This is a genomic window from Streptomyces sp. NPDC059816, assembly GCF_042732055.1.
Classification (GTDB): domain Bacteria; phylum Actinomycetota; class Actinomycetes; order Streptomycetales; family Streptomycetaceae; genus Streptomyces.
In genome coordinates, this window is record NZ_JBHWIQ010000067.1 from 1 (window position 1) to 4,546 (window position 4,546).

A 4,546-nucleotide genomic window follows, 5' to 3' on the forward strand; every position below is an offset into this window, starting at 1 on the left:
CTGGCACCGGTTCGTTTCGACACGGCGGTGTTGCGGGCCCAGGCCAGGGCCGGAAGCATCCCCGCGGTACTCCGCGGCCTGGCACCCGGCGCTCGGCCAGTGGACACCCCGACGGTGTCCCTCAGGGATCAGCTGGCCGGGGTCTCCACCACCGACCGGGACAACATCGTCCTGGACATGGTTCGGGCCCAGGTGGCCGCTGTGCTGGGGCATTCCTCGGCCGCTGCCATCGAACCCGAGCGGGCTTTCCAGGAGATCGGCTTTGACTCGCTCGGCGCCGTCGAGCTTCGAAACCGGCTCAGCCAGGTCACAGGAATGCGCCTGCCGGCCACGTTGGTGTTCGACTACCCCACGCCCGCGGAGATCGCACGACTGCTGCTTGCCGAGTTCGGCGGCGATGCCACCGAACCACCGATCGAGAAGGAACTGACAAAGCTGGAAGAAATGCTGCCCGGGATCGCCGAACCCGATCGGCGAAATGTTGCCGAGCGCCTGCGCCGACTGCTTTCCGTCGTTGCCGATGACGGAGAAGCGGAGAGTACGGCCGAGCGCATCGAAGCGGCCACAACGATGGATGAAGTCTTCCAGATGATCGACACCGAATTCGGCGAAGCGTGACGAGGGGCGCGGAAATGACACAGAACACGGAACAGCAGGAGAAGATCGCCCGCTATCTCAAGAAGATGGCGAGCGACCTCAACCAGGCTCGCGCGCGCCTTCGTGAGTACGAGTCCCGCGATGGGGAGCCCCTCGCGATCGTGGGAATGAGTTGCCGGTATCCGGGTGGCGTCACCTCGCCGGATGAGCTGTGGGAAATGGTGGCTGAGGGGCGCGACGCGATCGGCCCGTTCCCTGCTGACCGTGGCTGGGACCTGGAGCGGCTCTACGACCCCGACCCCGACCACCTCGGCACCGTGTACGCCAAGGAAGGCGGGTTCGTCGACGGAGCGACCGAGTTCGATGCCGACTTCTTCGGGATCAGCCCGCGTGAGGCGACGGCGATGGATCCGCAGCAGCGTCTGCTGCTGGAGTCGTCCTGGGAGGCGCTGGAGGACGCGGGCATCGACCCGATCCGCCTGCGCGGCAGCGACACGGGCGTGTTCTGTGGTGTCGGCCCGTCCGACTACGCTTCCATGCCCGCAGGTGCGCTGCCGCAGATCGAGGGCTTCCGTCTGACCGGCTCCACCACCAGTGTCGTGTCCGGCCGCATCGCTTACAGCCTTGGTCTGGAAGGCCCCGCGGTGTCCGTGGACACGGCCTGCTCCGCTTCCGCTGTTGCCCTGCACCTCGCGGTGACAGCTCTGCGCGCAGGTGAGTGCTCCCTCGCGCTCGCCGGCGGCGTCACCGTGCTGGCCGGACCCTTCCTGCACATGGAGTTCAGTCGGCAGCGCGGCCTGGCACCCGACGGGCGGTGCAAGGCGTACGCGGCGTCCGCCAACGGGACCGGGTTCTCCGACGGCCTGGGCCTGGTGGTGCTGGAGCGGCTGTCCGACGCGAAGCGCAACGGACGGCGGATCCTCGGTCTGATCCGGGGCAGCGCGGTGAATCAGGACGGTGCGAGCAACGGTTTGACGGCGCCGAACGGTCCGTCGCAGGAGCGGGTGATCCGACAGGCACTGGCCAATGCCGGGCTGTCCCCGTCCGAGGTGGACGCGGTAGAGGGGCACGGCACGGGAACCGTTCTTGGTGACCCGATCGAGGCGCAGGCGTTGTTGGCGACGTACGGCGCTGAGCGTGATGGGGACCCGCTCTGGCTGGGTTCCATCAAGTCGAACATCGGTCATACCTCCACCGCGGCTGGTGTGGCGGGTGTGATCAAGATGGTGATGGCCATGCGCCATGGGGTGTTGCCGTCGACGTTGCACGTGGACGAGCCGTCGCCACACGTCGACTGGGCGTCGGGTGGGGTCGAGTTGTTGCGTGAGGCGCGGGAGTGGACGGTTGAGGGTCGTCCGCGTCGTGCGGGTGTGTCGTCGTTCGGTGTGAGTGGGACGAACGCGCACATCATTGTGGAGGAGGCGCCGGTTGAGGATGCGGCTGAGGCGGAGCGTGTTGCTTCGGGTGGTGGGCGCGGTGTGTCGGCGGTTCCGGTGGTGGTGTCGGGCCGTTCCGATGCTGCGTTGCGCGCCCAAGCGGACCGGTTGCGTTCGTTCGTGATTGAGCGGCCTGAGGTATCTGCTCTGGATGCTGCGCATTCGTTGGTGGGTTCGCGCGCACTGCTGGAGCGGCGTGCGGTGGTGGTTGCCGGTGGCCGTGATGAGTTGCTGGCGCGCCTGGCCGACATATCCACGGGCGAAGCGGAAAGCGCCGTAGCGGGGAAGTCGGCGTTCCTGTTTACGGGGCAGGGTTCTCAGCGTGTGGGTATGGGGCTTGGTCTGGCGGGGGAGTTCCCTGCCTTCGACCAGGCATTGCGTGAAGTGTGTGCGGAACTTGATCCGCGGTTGGGTCGTTCGGTCCGGGAGCTCCTGGCCTCCGACGATGGGGTGTTGGATTCGACGGAGTTCACGCAGGTGGTGTTGTTCGCGGTCGAGGTCGCGCTGTACCGCCTGGCGGAATCGCTTGGACTGCGCGCGGACTTCTTGATCGGCCACTCTGTCGGGGAGATCGCTGCCGCGCATGTGGCGGGGGTGCTCTCATTGAGTGACGCCTCAGAGCTGGTCGTGGCACGCGGCCGTTTGATGGGTGGGCTGCCTGCGGGCGGGGTGATGGTCGCGGTCCAGGCGAGCGAGCCCGAAGTGATCGGATCGTTGGCCGGGTTCGAGGGCCGTCTCGAAGTGGCGGCGGTGAACGGTCCGACTTCCGTGGTCGTGTCCGGTGACGAGGACGCCGCAGAGGAATGGCTCAAGCACTGGGAGGGCAGGAAGACGACCCGGCTTCGGGTGTCCCACGCGTTCCATTCCCCGCGGATGGAACCGATGCTGGAGGAGTTCCGGGCGGTTGCGGAGCGCCTGGAGTACGCGGCGCCGCAGACCCCGGTCGTCTCGAACGTCACGGGCAAGGTAGTTGAGGCGTTCGACGCCGAGTACTGGGTTCGCCACGTGCGCGGGGCTGTGCGTTTCGCTGACGGGGTTCGCACCTTGTGGGACCTGGACGTGCGCCGCTTCCTGGAACTGGGTCCGGATGCGGTTCTGACCGCGATGGCTCGTCAGTGCCTCGACACCGAGGGGGAGAGCACTGAGGCCGTGTTCCTTCCGGCTCTGCGGAGGAAGCAGGGTGAGGCGGAGGCGTTCGCCGGGTTCCTCGGCCACGCTTATGCCGCAGGCATCGCAGTGGATTGGGAGGCGTTCTACGCGGGCGTTGGTGCTCGGCGTGTTGATCTGCCGACTTACGCCTTCCAGCGGGAGCGGTTCTGGCTGTCTCCCGGCACGATCACGGGTGACGTGTCAGCTGCTGGTCTCGTCGCCGTCGACCACCCCGTACTCGCTGGTCGAGCGCTCATCGGTGACCGGGACGAATGGCTCTTCACTGGCCGAATCTCCACCGAGGCGCAGCCGTGGACGCGTGACCATGTCGTCATGGGTTCGGTCATCGTGCCCGGTGTGGCGCTGGTTGAGATGAGCTTGGCCGCCGGGCGTGCGCTCGACTGCTCTGTACTGGATGAACTCGTCATCGAGACGCCGCTTGCCCTGGATGACACAGGGGCGCGCCAGGTGCAGATCATTGTCGGCCACTCCGACGATGTCGGCCGTCGTGAGTTCGTGATCTTCTCGCGTCCCGAGGGCGAGGAGGTGGACGCCCAGAGTGAGGCGACCTGCCACGGCCGCGGTTGGCTGGCAGAAGAATCCGGGGCTGCGCCCGCTTGGGATCTCGAATGGCTGCCGCGAGGGGCCGATCCTCTGTCCATCGAAGAGCTCTATACCCGAATGGCCGACATCGGCTACGACTACGGTCCCTTGTTCCAGGGTGTGGTGGGGGCTTGGCAGGACGGGGATGACGTCTACGTCGATCTGGCCTTGCCGGACGAGGCCGGCGCCGACGACTTCGGAATTCACCCGGGGCTCTTCGACTCTGCGGTACAGAGCTCGCTGTTCGGAGAGAAGCCTGACGACACGCTCGTCATGCCGTTCTCGTGGAACGGCGTTCAGCTCCATCGCACCGGTGTGCCGCGCGCCCGCGCACGGCTCACTCCCGTGGGGGAGGCCTCCTTCAGCATCGTGATCGTCGACGAGCAGGGCGAGCCGGTCCTCAGCATGGACAAGCTCGTCTTCCGTCCGGTCGACCAGGCTCAGCTGAAGCGGGCCGCAGGGACTCAGGGTTCCCTCTACCAGCTGGACTGGACTCCGGTCACCGTCACACAGGCCCAGGCCGCCAGGGTCGCTGTGCTGGGTGGGCTTCCTCTTGAGGGCGAACCGTACGAGGACCTGGCCGCGCTGGATCGTGCGATCGCTGCGGATTCTGCTGTGCCCGACTTCGTACTCACGGTTGTCGACGCCTCGGAGGCGACGCGTGCCGTTGGTGAGGTGTTGTCGGTGGTGCGGGAGTGGTTGGCGTGTGAGGTGTTGGGTGGGTCGCGGTTGGTGGTGGTGACTCGGGGTGCGGTATCGGT

2 protein-coding genes are annotated in these 4,546 nt (G+C 66.8%); both read left to right on the forward strand.

Annotated elements, in window-relative coordinates:
* A partial coding sequence (locus ACFV88_RS35955) for a phosphopantetheine-binding protein (protein WP_385496433.1) occupies positions 1-618 on the forward strand: 618 nt, incomplete at its 5' end.
* Positions 619-632: 14 nt separating this feature from the next.
* Positions 633-4,546 (forward strand): type I polyketide synthase (locus ACFV88_RS35960; RefSeq protein WP_385496434.1); only part of this gene is annotated, 3,914 nt, incomplete at its 3' end.